The organism is Pseudomonas putida, assembly GCA_041071465.1.
Taxonomy (GTDB): Bacteria; Pseudomonadota; Gammaproteobacteria; order Pseudomonadales; family Pseudomonadaceae; genus Aquipseudomonas; species Aquipseudomonas putida_P.
This window is the reverse complement of the sequence record CP163498.1, coordinates 5883535-5906583: the sequence shown is the minus strand read 5'-3', so window position 1 is coordinate 5906583 and position 23049 is coordinate 5883535. Positions and strand designations below refer to the sequence as shown.

General features: G+C 63.4%; 18 protein-coding genes and 5 pseudogenes. 15 read left to right on the top strand and 8 right to left on the bottom strand.

What is annotated here, in order from left to right; all coding sequences use genetic code 11:
* The first annotated feature begins 144 nt into the window (after positions 1–144).
* The gene (locus tag AB5975_27075) at positions 145–1050 is read left to right on the top strand and encodes a LysR family transcriptional regulator (GenBank protein XDR20073.1); all 906 of its coding nucleotides are present in this window, start codon (positions 145–147) and stop codon (positions 1048–1050) included.
* Between the two features lie 48 nt (positions 1051–1098).
* On the opposite strand, the gene AB5975_27070 is transcribed toward AB5975_27075, so the two are convergent.
* Positions 1099–1572 (bottom strand): YMGG-like glycine zipper-containing protein, encoded by a 474-nt coding sequence (locus tag AB5975_27070; protein ID XDR20072.1) that lies wholly within the window; start codon positions 1570–1572, stop codon positions 1099–1101.
* 428 nt (positions 1573–2000) lie between these two features.
* On the opposite strand from AB5975_27070, the gene AB5975_27065 reads away from it, so the two are divergent.
* The 6 genes and pseudogenes from AB5975_27065 to AB5975_27040 all read left to right on the top strand — a co-directional run bounded on the left by AB5975_27065 (position 2001) and on the right by AB5975_27040 (position 8270).
* Positions 2001–3347, top strand: coding sequence for a hypothetical protein (locus AB5975_27065; protein ID XDR20071.1), 1347 nt, complete (start codon positions 2001–2003; stop codon positions 3345–3347).
* 132 nt (positions 3348–3479) lie between these two features.
* Positions 3480–4076, top strand: a complete 597-nt coding sequence (locus AB5975_27060) for a paraquat-inducible protein A (GenBank protein XDR20070.1) — start codon at positions 3480–3482, stop codon at positions 4074–4076.
* Complete coding sequence (locus tag AB5975_27055; GenBank protein ID XDR20069.1) at positions 4073–4717, top strand: paraquat-inducible protein A; 645 nt, start codon at positions 4073–4075, stop codon at positions 4715–4717. Before AB5975_27060 ends, AB5975_27055 begins: the two co-directional genes overlap by 4 nt.
* A pseudogene (locus AB5975_27050) lies at positions 4701–6339 on the top strand (intermembrane transport protein PqiB). The gene AB5975_27055 and the pseudogene AB5975_27050 overlap by 17 nt, the downstream one beginning before the upstream one ends.
* A gap of 11 nt (positions 6340–6350) precedes the next feature.
* Positions 6351–6886: pseudogene (locus tag AB5975_27045) on the top strand (membrane integrity-associated transporter subunit PqiC).
* A gap of 130 nt (positions 6887–7016) precedes the next feature.
* Positions 7017–8270, top strand: coding sequence for an MFS transporter (locus tag AB5975_27040; protein ID XDR20068.1), 1254 nt, complete (start codon positions 7017–7019; stop codon positions 8268–8270).
* Between the two features lie 160 nt (positions 8271–8430).
* Here AB5975_27040 and AB5975_27035 read toward each other — a convergent pair.
* The 3 genes and pseudogenes from AB5975_27035 to AB5975_27025 all read right to left on the bottom strand — a co-directional run bounded on the left by AB5975_27035 (position 8431) and on the right by AB5975_27025 (position 12325).
* Positions 8431–9609, bottom strand: a pseudogene (locus tag AB5975_27035) (MDR family MFS transporter).
* Between the two features lie 97 nt (positions 9610–9706).
* Positions 9707–10375 (bottom strand): TetR/AcrR family transcriptional regulator, encoded by a 669-nt coding sequence (locus AB5975_27030; protein XDR20067.1) that lies wholly within the window; start codon positions 10373–10375, stop codon positions 9707–9709.
* A gap of 168 nt (positions 10376–10543) precedes the next feature.
* The gene (locus AB5975_27025; GenBank protein XDR23043.1) at positions 10544–12325 is read right to left on the bottom strand and encodes a phosphoethanolamine transferase CptA; all 1782 of its coding nucleotides are present in this window, start codon (positions 12323–12325) and stop codon (positions 10544–10546) included.
* 188 nt (positions 12326–12513) lie between these two features.
* Here AB5975_27025 and AB5975_27020 point away from each other — a divergent pair, with 188 nt between their 5' ends.
* The 4 genes and pseudogenes from AB5975_27020 (at position 12514) to AB5975_27005 (ending at position 16460) form a co-directional block, all read left to right on the top strand.
* Complete coding sequence (locus AB5975_27020; protein ID XDR20066.1) at positions 12514–13029, top strand: sigma-70 family RNA polymerase sigma factor; 516 nt, start codon at positions 12514–12516, stop codon at positions 13027–13029.
* Positions 13026–13949, top strand: a complete 924-nt coding sequence (locus tag AB5975_27015) for a FecR domain-containing protein (GenBank protein ID XDR20065.1) — start codon at positions 13026–13028, stop codon at positions 13947–13949. The genes AB5975_27020 and AB5975_27015 overlap by 4 nt, the downstream gene beginning before the upstream one ends.
* A 103-nt stretch (positions 13950–14052) precedes the next feature.
* Positions 14053–14265: pseudogene (locus tag AB5975_27010) on the top strand (hypothetical protein).
* 95 nt (positions 14266–14360) lie between these two features.
* The gene (locus AB5975_27005; protein XDR20064.1) at positions 14361–16460 is read left to right on the top strand and encodes a TonB-dependent siderophore receptor; all 2100 of its coding nucleotides are present in this window, start codon (positions 14361–14363) and stop codon (positions 16458–16460) included.
* Between the two features lie 54 nt (positions 16461–16514).
* On the opposite strand, the gene AB5975_27000 is transcribed toward AB5975_27005, so the two are convergent.
* Complete coding sequence (locus AB5975_27000) at positions 16515–16961, bottom strand: MarR family winged helix-turn-helix transcriptional regulator (protein XDR20063.1); 447 nt, start codon at positions 16959–16961, stop codon at positions 16515–16517.
* 82 nt (positions 16962–17043) lie between these two features.
* On the opposite strand from AB5975_27000, the gene AB5975_26995 reads away from it, so the two are divergent.
* Both AB5975_26995 and AB5975_26990 read left to right on the top strand, forming a co-directional pair.
* Positions 17044–18207 (top strand): PLP-dependent aminotransferase family protein, encoded by a 1164-nt coding sequence (locus AB5975_26995; GenBank protein XDR20062.1) that lies wholly within the window; start codon positions 17044–17046, stop codon positions 18205–18207.
* 38 nt (positions 18208–18245) lie between these two features.
* Positions 18246–18401: a DUF2986 domain-containing protein gene (locus AB5975_26990; GenBank protein ID XDR20061.1), complete on the top strand. Its 156-nt coding sequence runs from the start codon at positions 18246–18248 to the stop codon at positions 18399–18401.
* Between the two features lie 63 nt (positions 18402–18464).
* Here AB5975_26990 and AB5975_26985 read toward each other — a convergent pair whose 3' ends face one another.
* The 3 genes from AB5975_26985 to AB5975_26975 form a co-directional block, all read right to left on the bottom strand.
* Complete coding sequence (locus AB5975_26985) at positions 18465–18839, bottom strand: hypothetical protein (GenBank protein ID XDR20060.1); 375 nt, start codon at positions 18837–18839, stop codon at positions 18465–18467.
* 161 nt (positions 18840–19000) lie between these two features.
* A complete protein-coding gene (locus AB5975_26980; GenBank protein ID XDR20059.1) occupies positions 19001–19828 on the bottom strand; it encodes a PLP-dependent aminotransferase family protein in 828 nt (275 codons plus the stop codon).
* Entirely contained in the window at positions 19759–20310 is a 552-nt protein-coding gene (locus AB5975_26975; protein XDR20058.1) for a GntR family transcriptional regulator, read from the bottom strand. The genes AB5975_26980 and AB5975_26975 overlap by 70 nt, the downstream gene beginning before the upstream one ends.
* A 264-nt stretch (positions 20311–20574) precedes the next feature.
* Between AB5975_26975 and AB5975_26970 the strand changes: the two are divergent.
* Together AB5975_26970 and AB5975_26965 are read left to right on the top strand one after the other, a co-directional pair.
* Positions 20575–22583 (top strand): annotated as a pseudogene (locus AB5975_26970) (DUF2849 domain-containing protein).
* The gene (locus AB5975_26965) at positions 22573–23049 is read left to right on the top strand and encodes a DUF934 domain-containing protein (protein ID XDR20057.1); all 477 of its coding nucleotides are present in this window, start codon (positions 22573–22575) and stop codon (positions 23047–23049) included. The pseudogene AB5975_26970 and the gene AB5975_26965 overlap by 11 nt, the downstream one beginning before the upstream one ends.

Sequence of the window (23049 nt, the reverse complement as noted above, 5' to 3'; positions counted from 1 at the left end):
GTGGAGGGGTGCAGGGCACCCCCCCCCCACAAAAACCTGCTCAAGCCATAGGTAAATCCTTCATCACCCAGCCCCCACTTTGCGTTCGCGAGAGGTAAAGTGTCAGGCATGATCCCAGCGCCGACAGGCGTCAATGAGGTGCCCGTGGCTGCTTATACCCTGCGACAACTCAAGTACTTCGTTACCACCGTGGAGGCTGGCAGCGTTGCCGAGGCCTCGCGCCAGCTGTACATCGCCCAGCCGTCCATTTCCACCGCCATCAAGAGCCTGGAAGAAAGCTTCGGCGTGCAACTGTTCATCCGCCACCACGCCCAAGGCGTGTCGCTGACGCCCAGCGGCAAGCGCTTCTACGCCAAGACCCGAGCGCTGCTACAGATGGCCCACGAGTTCGAGCAGAACGCCCTGGCCGACAACGACACCGTGGCCGGGCAGATCGATATCGGCTGTTTCGAAACCGTGGCACCGTTGTACCTGCCTCGTTTGATCGCCGGCTTTCGTCAACGCTACCCTGGCGTGGATATCCGCCTGCGCGACGGCGAGCAGCAGGACCTGATCCAGGGCCTGACCGCCGGTACCTTCGACCTGGCGTTTCTCTATGACCACGACCTGGATGGCACCATCGAGGCCGAGCCGTTGATGCCACCGCAAAAGCCTTATGTGCTGCTGCCGGAAAACCACCGCTTTGCCGGCCAGGCCCAGGTGTCGCTGCGCGACCTGTGCCCGGAGCCGATGATCTTGCTGGACGTGGCCCCCAGCCGCACCTATTTCGTCAGCCTGTTCAACGAAATGGGGCTGACGCCAAACATCGTCTTCAGCTCGCCGTCAATCGAGATGGTGCGCGGCATGGTCGGGCAGGGCTTTGGTTTTTCGTTGCTGGTCACACGGCCGCACACGGAGTACACCTACGACGGGCAGCGCTTGGCAATGCTGGACATTACCGAGCCAGTGGCGCTTTCTGGGCTGGCTGCGGCGTGGTTGAAGCGCGTGCAGCTGACCAAGCCTGCGCAGTTGTTCGTGGAGTTTTGTCGGGAAGAACTGGCGAAGTTCTGAAGCTGAGCACGCCATGCCTCACCGGCAGGGGCATGGCGTGCCGGTTGCTCAGGGGTTGACCTGATAGCCGCGCCCCTGCAGGCAGCCGCTGTAGGCGCTGGCATGGGCCTGGGTTTTTGCCTGGTCCTGGCTGCGCCTGTCCTGACGCCGGTCCTGACGCTGGCGCATGCCTCCGACCGCGGCACCGGCGGCGGCCACTTCGCCGGCACGGTTCTGCCGGTACTGCTGCTTGGCGTCGTCACCTACCCGGTCATACAGCTCGTCGTGCTGGTTACCGCGTACCTGCGCGCCTACCGCGCCGGCGGCGGCACCCGCGGCCGCACCGCGTACCCGTCCACCGACATGCGGGTCGCTGGACGTCGCCGTGCTGTTCGCGGCATTGCTGGCGACGGTATTGCAATCGTTGATATCCAGTTGCATCTGCTGGCTGCTCTGGCCCTTGAGCGGCACCACCGACTGCGCCTGGGCCGCCGATGCCGCGCACAGCAGTAGCAGCAGGTAACTCCACGTGAACGTACGCATGGCACACCTCCACTGGGCGGAAAGCCCGCTTCACAGAATAGTTCGGCGGTAAGACGGTGATAGGCAAAACGACCGGAAATCGGCTCGGCATGCCAAACGGCTGGCAGTTTTTGCCGTTTCGCCTACACCTGATAGCAAGGAAGAACGGCAAGCGCTCGACAGGAGTCGACACGCGGCACAGCCCGCATACCCCCCTGCGCACACTCCGTTTACACACGCTTTCGATCAACCCTGGCCAAACGGCCTGGGATGTACGCGTTCGCTCGGCAAAAAGCCGGCAGGGAGGTGCGCCACACGCCATTCACTCACCCGTGACAGCCGGCCGCGTTCGGGCGAACTCGGCCCAAAAACAATAAAGGAGTCCCTGCATCCGCCATGGGCACGCGCCCTGTCGATGCCAGGAGTGCAGCCGATCAAGGAGATCATCGATGAACCAGCCCCAAGGAACACTTGCCACACTGGCCATGACGGCCACACTGTACAGCCTCGCCGCACAGGCCGGTACCTATCCGGACTATGGCTACGCGCCACCCGACAGTTACGAAGGGACCAAATTTACCCTCAGCCAAAACTATCCGACGTCACCGCCCAATGGCGTGCCGGCGTTCTTCGGCAAGTTGCCTGCCAAGCGCGACAACAACTTCGAGACATGGCGCCCGTACATGGAGGCTGCGAAGCGCTATTGCCTGGAGGGCAACGTCGAGGCTGACTGGTATGTGCAGCACAACAAGGTTCGGCAGTGGTACCACATGCCGTGGCAGCATTACGGCCCGCTGGGGCGTGAGGGCATACACGGGCTGACCAAGGAGGCGCAGATTCAGGTCAAGCAACTGGCCAGCACGCAGACGGCCACCGGTCAAACCTATGCCGTGGGGATTTATAACGACATTGGCGCCTACACCATTGGGCAAGTCTGGAAGGACCCGAACAACCCAGACCCGAGCCATACCGCCCAACCCAACAGCTTTGCCAACGGCACGGTGGTGTGCAAGGCGCTGTTCGCCGACATCGACCGCAGCACGGTGCCGTTTCTGGCCAACCCGGTGCTGTGGCAGGGCTATATCACAGACACGTTCACCTCGGCCAACCGCAAGCTCAAGGACGTGGCGTTGATCCAGATGGACGTAGCCGTGCGCGACACGCGTATTGCCGAAACCGGGTGGATCTTCGGTACCTTCCAGTACAACGGGGCCATGAGCGGCAAGGCCAGCTGGGACAACCTGGTGCCGGTGGGCGTGATGTGGGGCAACGACCCTCAGGTGACCAGCAATGACTACACTAACCCACAGCCCACCCAGACCCGTATCAACAAGGCACTGCAACAGACCGCCATCAACGCCGATACCCGTGAACTGCCGCCTACCCACCTGGGTTGGAACGGTCGACTCAATGGGCCGGTGGACAACCCCAACAGCTCCTGCCTGAGCTGCCACGCCACCGCCGAGGCGCCGCAGGTGGCGATCATGAACCCATTGTTCCAGAAAAACCCACCGAAACCGGGCTCCGCCGAGTGGATGAAATGGTTCCAGAACATCCCGGCGGGGCACGCCTTCACCCCAGGTACGCAAAGTACCGACTACAGCTTGCAGATGTCGGGTGGCCTGGTGAACTTCTACCAGTGGAAGTGCGACATGAGCGGTATCTATGCGGACGGCAGCAATGCCTGCGCCAAAGTGGCCAGCATGAAGTTGAAGATGTCGGTGCCGGGCAAAGCCGCACAGCAGCCCGTGCAGCGTGTAATGCGTGATCCAAGCCTGGAGCAGTTGCTCGAGTAGCGCTGGGCTAACCTCCGGGCAGCCGTTGCCCGGAGGTTTGCGACGATGGGCACACCCGCTGACGCATTGCGCTTTTCCCGTCTAGGCTTGCTGACGTAGGTGCTGCCTGCAGGTCTATCCGTGGGAACCAACATGACCCAGCCCCAAGATCTGATCATTTGCGAATACTGCGACACGGTGTACCAGCGTGTGCCATTGCTCAAGCACCAGCGTGCCCTGTGCCCGTGCTGTGGCGGCGTGCTGTACCGGCATACGTCGCTCACCATCGAGCAGCGGCTGGCGTTGAGTGTGACCGGTGGCGTCCTGCTGGTATTTGCCAATGCTTACCCGGTCATGACCATCGGGATGCAGGGGCTAACCCATTCGGCGACGTTGTGGGACGCGGTGCAGATCCTCAGCCACGGCAGTATCACCTTCATCGCCTTGGTCATGGCGTTGTCGATCATCTTCGCACCGCTGTTGCAGATTGCCTTGTTGTGCTGGGTGTTGAGTTTTGCCTTGGCCGGCCAGCGTGCCCCCGGTTTTGCCCTGTGCATGCGTGGCCTGGAAAGCCTGCGACCGTGGAGCATGCTGGAGGTGTGCCTGCTGGGGGCGATGGTGGCGGTGATCAAACTGGCGGGGTTGCTCGATGTAATCCCCGGTATCGGCCTGCTGGCGCTGGCCGCGCTGAGCATGCTGATCATCCATATTGCCGGCAAGGACATCCGCGACTTGTGGGAGCAGGTATGACAACCCCGGCCAACGCAGACGACCTTGGCTTGTGCCTGTGTCATGGCTGCGGCCAGGCCTGCGACATGAGTGGCGGTGCGCACACCTGCAACCGTTGCGGCGCGGCCATTCACCGACGCAAGAGCAATGCCATCAGCCGTGGCTGGGCGTTTCTGCTGGCGGCGCTGGTGTTCGATATCCCCGCCAACCTGCTGCCGGTGATGCACACCGAAATGCTCGGCAGTGGCAGCGACAGCACCATTGGCGGTGGTGTGCTGGAATTCTGGGAAGCCGGGGCCTGGGATATTGCGCTGATCATCTTCATTGCCAGCGTGGGTGTGCCCGCGATCAAGTTTTTCTCCCTTGGCCTGCTGCTGTACACCGCCCAGCGTGGTTCCACCTGGGCTTGCCGACAGCGTTCGCAGTTGTACCGCTTCGTCGAGCTGATCGGCTACTGGTCCATGCTCGACGTGATGGTGGTGGCGCTGGTGGCGGCGCTGGTGCAACTGCGCGGGCTGGGCACCATCGAGCCACGGGTGGGTATCCTGTTTTTTGGCATGGTGGTGGTGCTGACCATGTTCTCTGCAATGAGCTTCGACCCACGCCTGATCTGGGATAGCCATGCCAACGAGGGAGGCCGCATTGATGGGGCAACAGACTGACAAGCGCGACGGTACAGGTCAGGTTGACGTGCGCACACGGCGCTGGGGGTGTCGCTGGTCTGGATCGTGCCGATTCTGGCTATCCTGATCGGCGCATCGCTGGTGGTACGCAACTGGATGCAGCAAGGGCCGGTGATCACCATTTCCTTCCACAGCGGGGAGGGGTTGGTGGCGCACAAGACCCAGGTGAAATACCGCAGCGTGGTGATTGGCGAAGTGACCACGGTGGACCTGGCCGAGGACAAGAAGAGCGTGGTGGCCAACGTGCAGCTGTCCAACGATGCCCGCTCTTTTGCCACCCAGGGCGCGCGCTTCTGGGTGGTGCGACCGCGCATCGGCGTAGGCGGGGTTTCCGGGGTGGACACGCTGCTTTCGGGCAGTTTCATCGGGGCTGATTCCGGTGAGTCGAAAGTGCCGGAAAAGTCCTTCGTCGGCCTGGAGCTGCCGCCGCCGATCACCTATGACGAAAAGGGCAAGCGTTTTGTCCTTACCGCCAGCGATCTGGGCTCGCTGGATGTCGGCTCATCGATCTACTACCGCAAGATCCCGGTCGGTGAAGTGGTCTCTTTTGCGCTGCAGGACGATGGCAAGGGCGTGGAGATTGGCGTGTTCGTGCAAGCCCCCTACGACAGCTTCGTCACCGCCGACACGCGCTTCTGGAATGCCAGTGGTGTCGATATGCAGATTGGCGCCAACGGGCTGAAGGTCGATACCGAGTCGTTATCATCGATCCTGGTGGGGGGGCTGGCCTTTGGTTCGCCCGATTTCGCCCCGCAAGCCGAGCCAGCTGCCGACCAGGCCCGCTTCCAGCTATTTGCCGACCGCGACTTGGCGCTGGCCCCTCCCCACGGCCAGGCGCAGTACCTGCAACTGCGCTTCGACCAGGCCATGCGCGGCTTGTCGGTGGGTGCGCCGGTGGAGTTCAAGGGTGTGGAGTTTGGGCGTGTTACCTCTATTCAGCTCGATTACGACGCCGCCAGGCAGACCTTCCCGGTAGTGGTGGATGCAGTAATCTACCCGCAGCGCCTGGGGCCGGTGCACCGCAAGATGCTGGCGGTGTTCAAGCACACCGAAGGCGACATGGATGGTGCGCGGGAGCTGATCGGCACGTTTGTCGAGCATGGCCTGCGGGCCCAGGCGCGCAGCGGCAACCTGATCACTGGGCAGATGTTCATTTCCCTGGATTTCTACCCCGATGCCCCCAAAGTCGCCTTCGACATGGCCGCCAACCCCATCATCATCCCCACGTTGCCGGGTAGCCTGGAGCAGTTGCAGGAGCAGCTGCAGCGGGTCGTGGAACGCATTGCCAAGCTGCCGCTGGAAAGCATCGCCGCAACCTCGACGGCAGCCTGCGTGAGCTGCGCGCCAGCCTCAAGCAATTCAATGGCCAGACACTGCCGGATGTAAAAGTGGCGCTGGACGAAGTGCACAAGACCCTGCGCACCGCCAACTCGGCCATTTCCGAGGACTCGCCGCAGCGCGAGCGAATGGGCGAAACACTGGATGAGCTGGAACGCATGTCACGTTCGCTGCGTGACCTTGCCGATTACCTGGGCCGCCACCCCGAGTCACTGATTCGTGGCCGGCCGAAAGCGGCCGGGCCCGCAGACCTTGAGCCCTGAGGAGACAGCCGATGCAACGACTACGCAATGTTTGTGTGGCTAGCCTGCTGGTATGGCTCGGGGGCTGCAGCAGTACGCCGAACAACTACCACACCTTGGTACCGAGTGAGCCGGCGCGTGACAGTGGCCAGCGCATCCAGGTGGTCAGGGTGGTCGTCCCGCCCCAGGTCGACCGCCCACAGTTGGTGGTACGCGAAGGGCAGAGCGGCCTGGCCATCCTTGAGACGGAATGGTGGGGGCCAACCTGGTGGATGAGTTCCGCAGCGCCCTGCAAGACCAGTTGGGTGGCCCGGCGGGCGGCGGCAAGGCGGCTTTGCGGGTGGATGTGCAGCGCTTCGACACCGTGCCGGGGCGTTACGCCTCGCTGGAGGCCGTTTGGCGCCTGAAGGTGGCGGGGCAGGCTGAGCTGACCTGCCGCACCTCGGTGCAGACTGCGGCTGACAACAGCATCACCAGCCTGGTGAATGCGCATCAGGCCAACCTTCGCAAACTGGCCGAGGCGGTGCGGGGGAGTGCCGGGCGGGGTAGTTGTTCGCCTGTGGCCTGACCCTACATAGAGCCGTTGTGGGAGCGTCTCCTGCGAACCCAGTGCTTTACATTCAGTGCGTATGATAATAGGGTTTTAATCATACGCAATGAATGTAAGTGTGCTTTCGTTCGATAAGGAGAGTCGACCCATGTTCACGACCTACCGCGCGCTGTTCCAGTCACGCGGCACCCTTGGCTTTACCCTGGCTGGTCTGTTGGCCCGCCTGCCGTTGCCCATGACCGGCATCGGTATCATCACCATGCTCGCGCAACTGCACGGCAGCTACGCCCTGGCCGGAGCGGTGGCGGCCACGTTCGTGCTGACCTACGCACTGCTGTCGCCACAGGTTTCCCGTCTGGTCGATCGCCATGGCCAGCGCCGCGTGTTGCCGGCCGCCACCGCGCTGAGCGTGGCCGGTTTGTTGTTGCTGCTGGCGTGCGTCACCTGGCAGGCGCCGGCCTGGTGCCTGTTCCCCGCTGCAGCGCTGGCCGGCTGCATGCCCAGCCTGTCGGCAATGGTACGGGCGCGCTGGACGGCGCTGTACCGCGATACGCCACAGCTGCAGAGTGCCTTTTCGCTGGAAACGGTGCTCGATGAGGTCACGTTCATCGCCGGCCCGCCCCTGTCGGTCGGGCTCAGCGTGGCCTTGCTGCCCCAGGCCGGGCCATTGGCCGCCGCGCTGTTGCTGGCCATCGGGGTATTCGCCTTGGTCGTGCAAACGGGCAGCGAACCCCCGCTGCAGGCTGATGACTCGACCGGCCACCAGCGGGTTGCGGTGATCGCTCAGGCGGACGTGCGCCTGCTGGTCCTGTTGATGGTGGCCATGGGCGTGATCGTGGGCAGCGTCGATATCGTCAGCGTGGCATTCGCTGAACAGGCCGGCATGCCGGCGGCAGCCAGTGTCGTGCTGTCGTGCTATGCCATTGGCTCGTGCGCGGCGGGCCTGCTGTTCGGTGCCGTGAATCTGGCGGCGCCTTTGCACAGGCTGTTGTTGCTCGGCGGCCTGGCGACGGCGGCCAGTACCGTGCCGCTACTGTTGGCAGGCAACCTGTTCGGGTTGGCTGCTGCCGTGTTGCTGGCCGGGCTGTTTTTCGCACCAACCCTGATCGTGGCCATGGCCCTGGTGGAGCGTCTGGTGCCCGCCAGCCAACTGACCGAAGGCATGACCTGGCTGCTGGCCGGCTTGAATGTTGGCGTGGCATTGGGCGCTGTGGCGTCAGGGCAGGTGGTCGACGGGTTGGGCGCCAGCGCCGGTTTCCAGGTGGCGTTGGCGGCCGGGGCGTTGGTGTTGCTGGTTGCCCTGTGGGGCTATCGGCGCTTTGCTCAGGCTCGCCGCAGCGGCACCTCGCGCAGCAACCAGGACAGTGCGAAGGCCACGCTGGTGATCCCCCAGCCAGCATGAACACGCCATGCATCGCCCCGGAAAACGCCAGCAGGTAACTGTGTTGCAGGGCGGCGGGCAGGGCGTGCACGGCGGCTGGTGAAAGGCTCGCCGGGCCACCGGCGCTGGCGGCGAAATCGCTGGCCAGGCCGCCTAGCAGGGCATGCGAGAACAACGCGCCGAACAGCGAAACGCCGATGGCGCCGCCAATCGAGCGGAACAAGGTCGCCCCGGAGGTGGCCACGCCCATATGGCGCGGCTCGACGCTGTTCTGCACCGCCAGGATCAACACCTGCATGACCATGCCCAGGCCGGCGCCCAAAAGGCCCATGTACAGGTTCATCAGCGCCATGGGCGTGTCCAGCTCAAGCCGGCTCAGCAGGCCCAGGGCAACCACTTGCAGCAGGGTGCCAAGGATCGGGAAAACCCGGTAGCGGCCCCAGCGGCTGATCAGTCGCCCGGTAATCGCCGACACCACCAGCAGGCCACCCATCAACGGCAGCATCTGCAGCCCGGCACTGGTCGGCGTGGCGTCTTTCACCACCTGCATGTACAACGGCAGGAAGGTAACCGCGCCGAACAGCGATACCCCGACGATAAAACCGATCAGCCCGGCAAGCACGAAGGTGCGGTGGCGGAACAGGTGCAGCGGCATGATCGGCTCTGCGGCGCGGCGTTGCTCGAGGACGAAACCGACCAGGCCGATCAGGGCGAACAGCGACAGGCACAGCATGTCCAGTGACTGCCACGCCAGCAGGCTGCCGCCCAGGCTGGTGATGAGCACCAGGGCACCCAGTGCCACGGTGAGGAAAAATGCACCGATGTAGTCCACCTCATGCCGCACCAGGGCCACATGCGGGCGAAACACGCTGCCGATCACCAACAGCGCCAACAGGCCCAGCGGCAGGTTGATGTAGAAAATCCAATGCCAGGACAGGTGCTCGACCAGGAAACCGCCGATCAGTGGCCCGACCACAGTGGCGAGGCCGAACACGCCACCGAACAGGCCTTGGTAGCGGCCACGTTCGGCGGGCGGGATGACATCGCCGATCGCGGCCATCGCCACCACCATCAGGCCACCACCGCCCAATCCCTGCAGGGTACGAAAGGCAATCAGCTGGGCCATGGTCTGCGCTGCGCCACACAACGCCGAACCCAGCAGGAACACCACGATGGCGACCTGAAGCACACGCTTGCGGCCGAACTGGTCGCCGAACTTGCCATACAGTGGCACCACCACCGTGGAGGCCAGCAGGTAAGCGGTGACCACCCAGGACAGCCAGCGCAACCCACCCAGGTCGCTGACGATGGTGGGCAGCGCGGTCGATACGATGGTCTGGTCGAGTGCGGCCAGGAACATCACCAGCATCAGGGCTGCCAGCAGCAGTGGGATGGAGGTTTGCGCGTCCGTTGCGGCGGGGGAGGTATCGGTGGATATCGGTTGCACGGGGCTGACCTCAACGGTGTGTGGCGTGGGCCTGGGCATGCTGTTGGCCGGCATCCAGCAGGCCTGCCAGGGCAAAGCGGTACAACTGCGCTGCAACGGCGTCGGCCGGCATTTGCAGAATCTCGTGCAGCGCGCCAGAGCCACCGCGCGGGCCGATCAACAACATTGCCCAGGGCGCCGTGACGCAGAGGATGCAGCGGGTCAGGGCGGGGTCGCTTGCAGGGATACCGCTGATTTCGCTGAACAGAGCCTTGAGCAGCGACAGCCGCAACGGCGCTGCCGCCTGCAGGTGCGCCTGGCCATGGGGGCTGGGGGCGAGGATTTCCGCGGCCAGTACCCGCAGGTGCCAGTTGTCCCGGGCTGAAGTGGCTTTGTGCACCACCAGCTCTACCAGCACGCGCAGCTTGTCCGCGGGTGGTTGGTTGCCTTGGGTGATGCGCTGCAGGTCGCTGAGGTCGAGGAAACGCTGGCGTGCTTCGTCGAGCACGGCCAGGTACAGGCCGTTGCGGCTGCCAAAGTGGTAGTTGATCGAGGCCAAGTCGACCTCGGCCTTGGCGGCAACGGCCTTGTTGCTGGTTTCGGCATAGCCAAGCGCGGCGAACAGTTCGCCAGCGGCTTCAAGGATGCGGGTGCGGGTGACGGCGCCGTCCTTGCGGGTTTCGCGGGGAGCTGTGGACATGGGGCTGCTCTGCGGGCCAAGGGAATGAGCAGAGCGTCGCGCACACGTAATTTAAAATCAATTTAAATTTAATTTATGTGATGTAAGGCTTAAGGCCCTGGGGTTGCTTTGCGGCCCATTGTGACGCAAGGGGCGCAAAGCGCCCCCAACGATCTCAACCAAAAAACATCAGTTCAAGCGCTTGCCGTTCTGCTCTTCGCCATTACTGGCCGCCTGCTGCAAGCCTGCAGCCTTGTCCATCGGCAGGTGGTCGAATTCGCGCAAGCCATCCTTGCGGTACGGGTCACCGATCCAGCGCGGTGCTGCCACGAACTGCGGGCTCACCAGGCTCTTGGCCGGCTCATAGCGGTCATAGCTCAGCCCGGCCAGGTCGGACAGGGTATGGATCAGGTGCGAGCTGCTGTAAGGGCGGCTGGCCATCGCCTGCAAGTCGCGTGGGTGCTCGGCCTGCCAGCTGGGCGAGGTCCATAGCAGGAACGGGATGGTGTACATCGGCCGGGTCGGCGCGCCTTCGTTGCGCCCCAGGCGGTCGTGGTCACCGGAGCTGTACACATCTTCACCGTGGTCGGACAGGTACACCAGGAAGCCATTGGGGTTGCCGGCCGAGTAGCGTTTAATCAGGCTCGACACCACATAGTCGTTGTAGCGCACCGCGTTGTCGTAGAAGTTGTAGGTTTTTACCTGGTCCGCGGTCAGCTGGCCGGGTACACCTGTGTTGTCGGTAAAGTGGGCATAGTCGTCGGGATAGCGGAAGCGATAGTCCATGTGCGTGCCCAGCAGGTGCACGATGATGAACTTGTTCGGCGCAGGGTCTTGCAAGGCCTTCTCGAACGGCGCCAGCACCACATCATCGTACTGGCTGGCATTCTGGTTGCGCTGGTTGTTCAGGTATACCGGCGCATCGGTCTGCTGCGAGAAGGTGGTGAGCATGGTGTTGCGCTTGGTCATGGTCTGCTGGTTGGTGATCCAGAAGGTCTTGTAGCCTGCCTGTTTCATCAGGTTGATCAGCGACGGGTCGGTGAGGAAGCGGTCCGGGTTCTGCTCGTCGCCGAAGGTGAGGATCTGCTGCATCACTTCGATGGTGTACGGGCGTGGCGATACCACGTCGCGGAACACCGTCAGGCCCTTGTCGCTGGCGGCCAGCGCGTCGAGGTTGGGCGTGGTGTCGCGGTTGTAGCCGTACAGGTGCATGTGCTCGCGGGTGGTGGACTCGCCCAGTACCAGCACCAGGGTGCGCGGCGCGGTGCCGCTGCTGTCACGCAGGTTTTGCAGTGGGGGCAATGCGGCGTTCTGGGCCAGCAAGTCCTGCATGTTGTCCAGTTGCTGGCGATACTGACGGTAGCCGACCAACAGTTGCCAAGGCACTGCGGGCTCCATGCGTTGCTGCACTTTTTCAGCGGCATCGGCGAAGTTGCGTTCCTGGGTGACCATCTGCTTGTAGAACGGGTACACCAGGTTGGCCACCAGCAACAGGGCCACCACCGGCAGGCGGCTGCGCAGGGGCAAGCTGACGGGGCGTACACGTTTCCACAGCAGTACTGCAACCAGCGTGTACAGCAGCAGCGCCAGGCCCAGCCACACGCTGAAGTACTGGCTGAAGTATTCGCCGGCCTCGGCGGTGTTGGACTCGAACATCACGAAGATGACGCTTTGCGAGAACTCCTGACGATAGATGCCGAAGTAACTCAGGCCCACCAGCGATGCGGCCCACAATACCAGGCCGATGACAGCCGCCGTGGCGCGGGTGAAGCGGGGCAGCAGCAGCACCGGGGCCAGCCACAGGCTGCTGAGGAAGAACGCATCGCGAAAACCGGCAAAGCCGGTGGTGCCACTGAACAGCAACAACGCCTGGGTGACGCCGGAGAAGTACCAGAAGAACAGCAGAAGCCAGCCCAGGCCGGCCCAGTCCACGCGCTTGTGCGCGGCGGGGATGTAGTGTGTGACACGTATGCCTCGTCGTACCTTGGCGGCCAGCAGATGTGCCTGTGGCCGGAAAAGGCGTGACGCTAATCGGTTGACTGTGAAAATAGCGTCAACACGGTGATGAACATGGCTTGGGCGCTGGCTTCCCAAGGCGAAGGCTTATCAATACAATCGAGACAAATTCTTATTTGCATCACTGCCGGCAGGGAGAAGGCATGTCCACAACGGCCTCTGACGCAGCACCCCACGCGCATCTTCACGCCCTTTACCGTGACCACAACAGCTGGCTGCGCGGTTGGTTGCGCCATCGGCTGAGCAACTCCGCCGATGCAGCGGACCTTGCCCAGGACACGTTCGTCCGTGTGCTTCTGGCACGCTCATCCGGCACCCTGCAGGAACCCCGCAGGTACCTGGCGACCATCGCCCGTGGCCTGGTCATCGACCTGTATCGGCGCCGCAGCCTGGAGCAGGCCTACCTCGATGCACTGATGGCGCGCCCGGAACTGCACGCGCCTTCGGCCGAGACCCGCGCGCTGATCCTCGACAGCCTGCTGGCCATCGACCGCATGCTCGATGGCCTGGGTGCGCGTACCCGGCAGATTTTCCTTGCCGTGCAACTCGATGGGCTCAGCTACGAAAAAGCCGCCGATCGCTGTGGGGTTTCGGTCAGCACGGTGCGCAAGCATCTGGCCAGAGGCCTGATGCACTGCCTGCTGCTGGAAGAAGCATGAAGCGCACCCTGGCCCAGGCAGTGGACTGGTATGTGCGGTTGCATGACAGTGCGGTCAGCGACACTACACGCCGCGAGTGGCAGGCATGGCTGGCGGCGGACCCGCAGCATGCCCAGGCCTGGCAGCGCATCGAGCAACTGCAGCAACGCTTGGGCCAGGCCCCGGCAGGCCTGGCGGGGACAACGCTCGAACAGGCACGGCAACAGCGCCGCGCCGCCGTTAAGATGCTGGCCATGCTGCTGGGTGTGGGGGTCGTCGGCTGGCGGGGCTATCAGGTCTCGCCCTGGGGCGCGGACTACAGCACGCGGGTAGGGCAGCGCCGCCACTTCACCTTGGCCGACGGCAGCCGGCTGGTGCTGGACACCGACTCGCGGGCCGATGTGCAGTTCGATGGCACGCAGCGGCTGATCGTGTTGCACCAAGGCGAAATCCTGGTCGAGACGGCCAAGGATACGCGCCCGCTCAGCGTACTAACAGCCGAAGGCCGTGTGCTGGCCTTGGGCACGCGCTTTACGGTACGCCAGGGGGCGGGCATTTCCCGGGTCACGGTGGAGGCCCATGCTGTCGAGGTTCAGCCACGGCTGGCCATTGGTCAAACCTTGCGCGCCGAGGCAGGCCAGGCAGTGAGTTTTACCGCTGACACTGCGGGGCCGTTGCTGCCGGCCGTGGCGCAGGGTTCGGCGTGGACGCAAGGCATGCTGGTGGTGGTCGATTGGCGGCTGGAAGACGTCGTGGCGGAGCTTTCCCGTTATCGACACGGCTATCTGGGCTGTGCACCGGAGGTCGCTGGGTTGCGACTGTCGGGCACATTCCTGCTGGATGACAGCGAGGGTGTACTGGCCAACCTGGAGGACTCCCTGCCGGTAAGGCTGCGGCGCCTGACGCGCTATTGGGTGCGGGTAGAGGGCAGGGCGGCCTGAAAATATTTCGCGTGGAGGGGTAACAGTTTTTCTTTCCTGTTTCGGCTCTACCTGCACATGCGCATCAGTCGCAGTTATTGCCAACCTTTTCAGGATCCCCTTCATGCTCGTACGTCCCTCACTTCTTGCCCTGAGCCTGACCGGCTCGTTGTTGGTGGTCACGCCCGCCTGGGCCATCGCCTACGACATTCCGGCTGGCAGCCTGGCGGCATCGCTCAGCCAGTTCGCCGCCGCGAGCGGGGTCATGATCACCTTCAGTTCGCAAGACACTGCCGGCCTGCGCTCGCCCGGCCTGCAAGGTGACTATGAGCTGGAGCAGGGCTTTGCCCGCCTGCTCCAAGGTAGCGGCCTGCGCGTCGTGCAGGCCGGGAGAAGCGCTACGTATTGGCCAGGGCCGACAGCAGTGGGGCCATGGAGCTTGGTGCAACCAACATCGACGCGGCGGGCCTGGGGGCTGTCACGGAAGGAACCGGCTCCTACACCACCGGTTCCAGCAACAGTTCGACCAAACTGGCGTTGTCGCTGCGCGAAACCCCGCAGACCGTCAGCGTGATGACGCGCCAGCGCATCGAAGACCAGCAACTGAACACCCTCAGTGACGTGCTCAAGCAAACCCCTGGCCTGAACGTGCAGAACATCGACAGCGAGCGGGTGAACATCTACTCGCGTGGCTATTCGATCGACAACTACCAGTTTGACGGTATCCCCACCACCCTGATCGTGCAGACCAGTGCCAGCCCGCAGAGCATGATCGACACGTCCATCTATGACCGAGTCGAAATCGTTCGCGGTGCCACCGGGCTGATGACCGGGGCCGGCGACCCGTCGGGCAGCGTTAACCTGATCCGCAAGCGTCCGACGGCAAACTTCCAAGGTGCTGTCAGCGCCGGAGCGGGGTCTTGGGACACCTATCGAAGCGAAGTCGATCTATCCGGCCCACTGACCGCCGACGCCCGCCTGCGTGGCCGTGCCGTGGTGGCTTACCAGCAGGGCAACAGCTACATCGACCATTACCAGCAGGAAAAACAGACCTATTACGGCATCCTCGAAGCGGACCTCAGCGACAGCATCCTGCTGACGGTAGGCTTCGACTACCAGAAAAACGACCCGCGTGGGGTTTCGTTCGCCAGCTTCCCGCTGTTCTACGATGACGGCGAGCAGACCGATTTCTCGCGCTCGACCAATGCGGCCTCGCGCTGGAGCTATCGCCAGCAGGACACCCTCAATACCTTCGCCACCCTGGAACAAGACCTGGTCAACGACTGGAAGCTGAAGGTGTCGGTAAACAACATGTACAGCACCCGTGACTACTCGCTGGCGTCCGCCAGTGGCGGTTTCCCCAACAAGCAAACCGGGGAGGGTGCTTACCTGTATGGCGGCGACGGCTATGGCTCGCAACGTCAGTTGGGTATCGATGCCATCGTTCAGGGGCCGTTCCAGTTGCTGGGGCGCCAGCACGAGCTGTTGGCCGGTGTGAGCGGCTCGGCGTTTCACGACTACAGTAACCCGGACGACGATGACCTGGAAATGAAGCCGGTCAATATCTACGACTGGGACAACAACACCGACCGCCCGGTCTCGGTGGGCAAACTGATGAACGATGACACCACCATCCGCCAGGATGCTGCGTACATGGTGGCGCGTTTCAAGCCGACCGACGACCTGTCACTGATCTTGGGCGCCCGTGTCGGCGATTACAGCTACAAGAAAAAGGCCATCTACAACGCGCCCTACACCCGTTCGACCAACCATCAGGCCACCCGCGAATCCGGTTTTGTCACGCCCTACGCGGGTGTGGTCTACGACCTGAATGCACAGCATTCGGTGTATGCCAGCTACACCAAGATCTACAAGCCACAGTCGCTACGCGACAGCAGTGGCGCCACGCTTGAGCCGCGCGAAGGCGACAACTATGAAATCGGCCTGAAAAGCGAGCTGCTGGACGGGCGTGTCAATACAGCCATTGCCCTTTACCAGATCAAGCAGGACAACCTGGGTGTGCTCAGTGGCGGCTTCGTCGAAGGGACCGATCGCGAGCGCGCTTACAAGGCGGTGTCCGGTGCCACCACGCGGGGTATCGACCTGGAAGTCTTCGGCGAGATCACGCCCGGCTGGAACGTCACTGCAAGTTACAGCCACAGCCTGACCAAGGATGCGGACCATGAGCGTATCAACACCATCGCCCCGGCGAACATGGTCAAACTGTGGACCACCTACCGCCTGCCGGGCGAGCTTGATCGCCTGACCGTGGGTGGCGGCATGAACTGGCAAAGCGGCCTGAGCCTGACTGATGCGCCGTGGCAGATTGGCCATACGGTCAAGGCGACCCAGGGCCAATACGCGGTGTTCAACCTGATGGCGCGTTATGACGTCACCCAGCACCTGACGGCGACCGTTAACGTGAACAACCTGTTCGACAAGAAATACCTCAGCGCGCTGGACCCGACCTTTTACACCGGGTTCTATGGCGAGCCGCGCAATGTGATGCTCAGTACCAAGTACAGTTTCTGAGCCTGCGCCTGGCAGGGCTGAGCGCCTGGCCGGCGCAAGTGCCGCCAGGCGTGTTCAGGCAGTAGCCATCTGGCTTTTGCCCAGCGCCGTGTTCACTGCCAGCCAGCCATTCACAGCGTCTTCCCCGGCTTCTGCGAACACCCGCTCCAGCAACTTCACCTGCTCGCGCCGCAGCATCTGCTCCAGGCGCGCGCCTTCCTCGGTCAGGGCCAGCAAGCGCTTGCGTTTGTCGGCCTCGCAGGCCGCACTCTCCACCAGGCGCATTTCCGTCAACTGGCGCATTGGCATGTTCAGCGCTTGCTTGCTGACCCCAAGCAAGGCCAGCAAGTCCTTCACGCTCAGGTTCGGATAGCGCGCGATGAAGAACACGATGCGTTGATGCACCCGGCCCAGGCCACGGCGTTCGAGCATTTCGTCGGCCTTGGCGGTGAACGCCTGGTAGCCGAAGAAAAAGGCCTCCATCGCCTGTTGCTGGGAGGCAGGGTTTTTAAGGTCAATCATATTGACTAATCCACGGGTGGCAGCGTAATTTCGGTCAAATAGTTTGACGTATTTTCCTTCTGCCTTGCTACCGGTGATCCCCATGGCTTTCTCTGAACGTGTCACGCGCCTCAAGAGTTCCCTGATCCGTGAAATCCTCGCCGCTGCCCAGCGCCCTGGGGTGATGTCGTTCGCTGGCGGTTTGCCGGCCGAAGCGATGTTGCCCAAGGTCGACTGGGCCGACATGCCGGTCAACATGGGCCAGTACGGCATGAGCGAGGGCGAGCCGGCCCTGCGCGAAGCACTGGCGGCCGAAGCACGGGCACTGGGGATTGACTGTCAGGCCAGCCAGGTGTTGGTGGTGAGTGGTTCGCAACAGGCCCTGGACCTTGCGGCCAAGCTGTACATCGACCAAGGCACGCAGATCATGCTCGAAGCGCCGACCTACCTGGCGGCGCTGCAGATCTTCCAGCTGTTTGGCGCCGATTGCCTGGCCTTGCCGATGCAGGCCGATGGCCCGGACCTGGCGCAACTGCGCGGGTGCCTGCAGCGCCATCGCCCGGCCTTCATTTACTTGATCCCGACGTTCCAGAACCCCTCGGGCCTGCGCTACAGCGAAGCCAAGCGCGACGCGGTGGCGGCCTTGCTGGATGAGTTCGGGGTGACGTTGGTCGAGGACGAACCCTATCGCGAGCTGAGCTTCGATGGTGGCAGCGCCCAGCCGATCGTCAGCCGCTTGCGTAACGCCAGCTGGATTTACACCGGTACGGTGTCCAAGACCTTGCTCCCCGGCCTGCGGGTGGGCTACCTGATCGCCAGCCCCGACCTGTTCCCGCATTTGTTGCGGCTCAAGCAGGCTGCCGACCTGCACACCAACCGGGTGGGGCAGTGGCAGGTGCTGCAGTGGCTGGGCAGCGACAAGCTGCAGCTGCACCTGAAGACCTTGCGCGACTACTACCGCACGCGCAGGGATGCGTTCCAGTTGGCGCTGGAAGCGCATTTTGCCGACCTGGCCGACTGGCACAAGCCGGATGGCGGGCTGTTCTTCTGGCTGACCCTGAAACAGCCACTGGATACCCGCACCCTATTGGCAGACGCATTGGCGGTGGACGTGGCATTTATGCCGGGTGAGCCATTTTTCCCTGAACCGGACCGGCATCACGGCCATCTGCGCCTGAATTTCAGCCACGTTGCCCCGGACCAGTTGGACGAAGGGCTCAGGCGTTTGGCGCAAGTGCTGCGCAATGCGCAGGCTGCACGGGTATGATGTTGCCAGCAAAACCGCACTGACAGGCCCCGTGGACTATGAACCGTCGTAAGAAGATCAAGCAGCTATTGGAGGCGCATGCCAAAAAGGCCAATGCCAAACTGGCGCCGCGCAAGCCCAAGTACATTTGCAAGGCTGACCGATTGAAAATGGAGGCCGAGGCGGCCGGGGACGTCGCCAAACCGGCTGACTGACGCAGACGGTGCAGGAGCGGCCTTGTGTCGCGATTGGGCCGCTCCTACAGGGGGGCGTCAGTTTCAGCGGCGGTAATAACGGTGTTCGTCGTAATGACGCTGGTGCATGGCCCGCTCATGGCGGCGCTCCCAGTCACGGCGCCGTTCCCAGTCGCGCCGACGCTCCCGATCCCGCCGGGCTTGTTCACGCCGCCACTGTTCGCGGCGCCAGTCGCTTCGGTGGTCGTGCCAGCGGTCGTCATCATGCGCCAGCAGCGTGGCCGGCTGTAGAACGGCCGCATTGGCCACCCTCGACCAGGGGTTGCCGGCTGGCTGCAGGGGCGATTGAACAGCAGGGGCCACGGCCTCGGCTGCTTTCATTTGTGTTGCCGATGCCGTGCCCACCGCCGCGAACGAGAACAGGCCGAGCAGCATCAACCTTGCGACATGCATTTTCATGAGCGAAGCCAACCTCTGATAACAATTGAGCCATCTGGCCAGCAGGTGGTCGGCGAACCTTTTTCGCGTCCCGCTACCTTTCTGTGCCTCCCACATAGACAGGCAATGGAGAAAAAGTTCGCTGCAGCAACAACTTGTAGGACTTTTCCTGCAGCGGGTACTTACACAAACGCCCGCCCGCCACGTCGGCGATCTTCCTTCAACAACCCCTCCACCTTGCGCAAGGCCTGTCCCAGCACTGCTTGGTCTGGCGCTCCACCCAGCGAGAGGCGCACAGCTTCCGGTCCTTGCGGTGCCACGCTGAACGAATCCGCCCCTGCCACGCTCACCCCCACATCATCCAACGCATGGGTGAACCGCTCCTGTTGCCAGTGCGCGGGTAGTGGCAGCCATACGTGCAGCCCGGTGGGGTGCGCCTGGAACTCATGGCTCAGCAGCGTGCGCGCCAGGTGCTGGCGGGCGCGGGCTTCGCGCTGGATTTCCTGTACCAACCCCTTGGCGGTGCCATCGCGAATCCATTGCTCGACCAGCGCCAGCAGCAGGGCGGAACAGCCCATGCTCGATGCACGCAGGCCGTTGAGCAGCCCTTGCCCGTCATCGCCACGCGGTGGCAGCACGAAGGCGGTGCGCAAGCTTGGCCACAGGCACTTGGACAGCGACGCCAGGTAGTACGTGTTGGCCCCCCCGGTCAGGCACGCGATGGGTGCCGGCGCGTCGTCGAGCAGATAGCGGTACGGGTCGTCCTCGATCAGCGTGATGCCGCGCTTGAGCAACACCTCGGCAATCGCCTGGCGCCGGGCTACGGGCATGGTGTGCGCGGTAGGGTTGTGGAAGGTGGGGTTGAGGTACAGCAGGCGCGCACCGCTTTGCTGAAAAGCCTGTTCCAGGTGGTCGGGGCGCATGCCGTCGGCGTCACTGGCTACCTCGACAATGCGCAGCCCCAGTTGCCGGGCGGCCAACAGCAGGCCGGGTAAGTCAGTGGGTCGCAAAGAATGGCGTCACCCGCGCGGGCATGGGCGCTGAGGATGGCGAAGATGGCCGCCTGCGACCCCGAGCACAGCGCCAGGCCGCGCATGTCCAGATCACCCAGTGCCGGTTCCAGCCAGCCCTGTGCGGCCTGCAGCAGCGAGCGGGTGGCCGGTTCGTCCTGGTAAAGCGACAGTGCTTCGATGCGGTTGCGCTGCAGCGCCTGTTCCAGCCCGGCGCTCACCAACTGAGCCATCGAGCCGTTGGCCGGCTGCGGCGGGATGTTCATGGTCAGGTCGATGCCTGCCAGGGTGGTTGTTTGTCGGGCACCCAGGATGAACGACCCGCGGCCACTGTAGGAAGCAATCAGGCCACGGTCGCGCGCTTCGGCGTAGGCGCGGGTCACCGTGGTCAGGTCGACGCCCAGGTGCGCAGCCAGTGCACGTTGCGGCGGAATTTGCTCGCCATCCTGCAAGACTCCAGATTGTATGGATTCTGCAAGCATATCTGCAATCTGTATGTATCTTGGGCCTGACTTCGGCTTGAAAGGCTTTGTCCAGCGCATTTGCGCCGCTTCTTCTGGCGCTCCGGCAACAGGCATAGATCTTCCTCTCGGTTGTAAGTCCATACGCATAGGCATATCATGGCATACAGTTGTTAACAAATCCATACAATATGGAAAGCGTATGGTTTATTTGATGTGCACCGGAACGGCGCGGCAGGGTTGCAACGATAAGCGCTTCCGGGCTGCCAGTCATGGAGATGTTCGATGAATGACTGTCATCTGATCTGCGCCAACCGCCTCGACGATGGGGCTGTGGTCTGGCTTGATGCCGGGCATGAGTGGGTAGAGACACTGCAACAAGCCGGCACCTTCGATGCGCAGGCGCTGGTATCGGCAACCCTCGCTGCCGAGGCTGCCGTGCTGGCCAACCAGGTCGTGGCACCGACGCCTTGTGAGGCCTGGCTGGTCGATGGCCGGCCAGAGCCGAAAAGCCTGCGTGAACGGTTGCGCGCCCGTGGCCCTTCGGTACGCAGCGACCTTGGCAAGCAGGCTGCGGGCACACCGCCAAGCAGCATTGCGCGCATGCGCCCGGTGTTGCCGGTCGAGGCGGGGCAGGCAGGGGTGTATCGCTACGACCGCTTCGAGCGTGAGTTCCTCAAGGACCGCGCCCGCCAGTTCGAGCAGCAGGTTGCCCGTCGCCTGAGTGGCGAGCTGGATGAAGAGGCGTTCAAGGTCTACCGGCTGATGAACGGCCTGTACCTGCAACTGCACGGCTACATGCTGCGTGTGGCGATCCCCTACGGCACCTTGAGCGCGCTGCAACTGCGCCAGCTGGCCTATGTGGCGCACACCTACGACAAGGGCTACGGCCACCTCACCACCCGGCAGAACATCCAGTTCAACTGGCCGCGCCTGGCCGATACGCCGGAGATACTGTCGGTGCTGGCCGATGCCGACCTGCATTGCATCCAGACCAGCGGCAACTGCATCCGCAACGTCACCACCGACCATTTTGCCGGCGCCGCCGAGGATGAAGTGCTCGACCCTCGGGTACATGCCGAGATCCTCCGGCAGTGGTCCACCGAGCATCCGGAATTTACCTACCTGCCACGCAAGTTCAAGATCGCCATCACCGGCAGCCCCAAGGACCGCGCGGCCGTGCGCTTCCATGACATTGGCATCCTGGCGCAACGCAACGCGCAGGGTGAAGTCGGCTTCCAGGTGTATGCCGGCGGTGGCCTTGGGCGTACCCCGATAGTTGGCACCCGCGTGCGCGAATGGTTGCCGGAGCGCGAACTGCTGCGTTACGTCGAGGCCATCTTGCGGGTGTACAACGCCCTGGGACGGCGCGACAACCTGTACAAGGCACGTATCAAGATTCTGGTGCGTGAGCTCAAGCCTGGGCGTTTCATCGAAATGATCGAGGAGGAATTCGCCAGCCTGCCGGCCGACCACCAGTACTTGGAGCCGGCCATCGTTCAGGGCATTCATGCCCGCTTCGTGCAGCCCGCCTTCGAGGCGTTGCCCGGCCTGTGTGACAGCTTTCTGCGCGCACGGGCGGACGACAACGCGTTCGCCAGCTGGGTACGGACCAACACTCACCCGCACAAGAAACGTGGCTACATCAGCGCGGTCATTTCGCTGAAACCACCCGGCGGTATCCCGGCGACATCAGCGCCGAGGAAATGCTCGCCCTGGCCGACCTGGCCGAGGCCTACTCGCTGAACGAGATTCGCGTCTCCCACGAGCAGAACGTGGTGCTGCCGCACATTCGCCTGGTGGATCTGTACAGCGTGTGGCAGGCCTTGCGCCAGGCTGGGCTGGCAACCAGCAACATTGGCTTGTTGTCCGACACCATCGCCTGCCCAGGCATGGACTACTGCAGCCTCGCCACCGCCCGCTCGGTGCCGGTTGCCCAGCGCATCGCGCAGCGTTTCGACGCGGCCCGGCAACAGGACATCGGCGAACTCAAGCTCAACGTCTCCGGCTGCATCAATGCCTGTGCCCACCACCACGTGGCGCACATCGGCATCCTCGGCCTGGACAAGGCCGGCCATGAAAACTACCAGATCACCCTGGGCGGCAGCGCCGAAGAGGACGCGGCGGTCGGGACCATCCTGGGCCGCTCGGTGCCCTTCGAGGAGGTGCCCGACATCGTCGAGGCGATCGTTGCCATCTACCTGCAATTGCGTGAAGACGACGAGCGCTTCCTCGACACCTACCGCCGTGTCGGTATCGAGCCGTTCAAGGAGGTGTTGCGTGATGCTCGTTGACCATGAGGGCCAGGTTCAGACCGATAACTGGCGTTATCCGAGCAGCGACGCGCTGCCGACCTTTGCTGCGCGTACGGTGCTGCAGCCGCAGCAGTGGGACGACTACCACATGCGTTTTGGCCAGCCAGCCGAGGGCCTGTGGCTGGCCGCCGACCAGGACCCGGCGCAGGTGCGGGCACTGCTCGGCCAGCTGACATTGATCGTGATCGAGTTCGCCAAGTCACGCGATGGCCGTGGTTTCACCCTGGCCAGGCTACTGCGCGAGCGGCACGGTTTTACCGGTGACCTGCGCGCCGCCGGGCCATTGCTGCCGGACCAGTTCGCCATGCTGCTGCAGTGCGGTTTCACCAGCGCACTGGTTTCGCCCAGCGTGCCGGCGCAGCGCTGGCACGCTGCCGCAGCCAGCCATCGGCAGGCCCGCCCACGCACTTTGCTGCAACGTCTTTCACAACGGAGCGAGGCATAG